The sequence below is a fragment of the Acidisoma sp. S159 genome, assembly GCF_009766125.1.
GTDB lineage: Bacteria > Pseudomonadota > Alphaproteobacteria > Acetobacterales > Acetobacteraceae > Acidisoma.
On sequence record NZ_LMUG01000027.1, the window covers coordinates 1 to 839 of the forward strand.

Sequence of the window (839 nt, forward strand, 5' to 3'; positions counted from 1 at the left end):
GATCGGCGTTCCGGGCGTCGATGTAGGTGCCGATTGCCACTTCAAGCTCTCGAACGGAGCGGTGCGTACCGCGCCTGATCTGCTCGTCGGTTAGCAAGGCAAAAAAGCGCTCGACCTGATTGATCCAGGATGCCGACGTCGGGGTAAAGTGTGGGTGCCAGCGAGGGCGCTTGGCAAACCAGCTGCGGATCTGCTTGGTCTTGTGGCTTGATGCATTGTCCATGACGACGTGCACGTCGAGGTCGGCCGGAACGTTCTTCTCAACCATAGCGAGGAAGCGCCGAAACTCGGCGGCGCGGTGTCGCGCCATGCATTTGCCGACAATCGTCCCAGCCTTGATATCGAGTGCGGCGAACAGCGACGTTGTGCCATGCCGTTTGTAGTCATGGGTGCGCCGCTCGGCCTGCCCCGGGCGCAGCGGCAGGATCGGCTGGGTGCGGTCGAGCGCCTGCACCTGGGACTTCTCGTCGACACAGAGCACCACAGCTCGGTCCGGCGGATTTAGGTAGAGCCCGACGATGTCACGCACCTTGTCGACGAACAGCGGATCGGTCGACAGCTTGAAGGTCTCGCTTCGATGCGGTTGCAGCGAGAACGCTTTCCATATCCGCTGCACCGTCGATGGAGCCAGCCCCGATGCGCGTGCCATGCCACGCGAGCTCCAGTGCGTCCGACCGACAGGGAGCGTCTCCAGTGTCGTCGTGACGACGTCGGCAACTTTCTGGTCTGTAATAGTCCGGGGTGCCCCAGGGCGTCGCTCGTCCAGGAGACCGTCCAAGCGCTTCTCGGCGAAGCGCCGTCGCCAGGTCGTGACCGTCACGCGCGTAATGCCGAGCCGC

General features: G+C 63.4%; 1 protein-coding gene. It reads right to left on the reverse strand.

Annotated features, from left to right (window positions below; genetic code table 11):
- On the reverse strand, positions 1 to 839 hold an 839-nt coding region (locus tag GSQ92_RS07565), incomplete at both ends, for an IS630 family transposase (protein WP_159013283.1).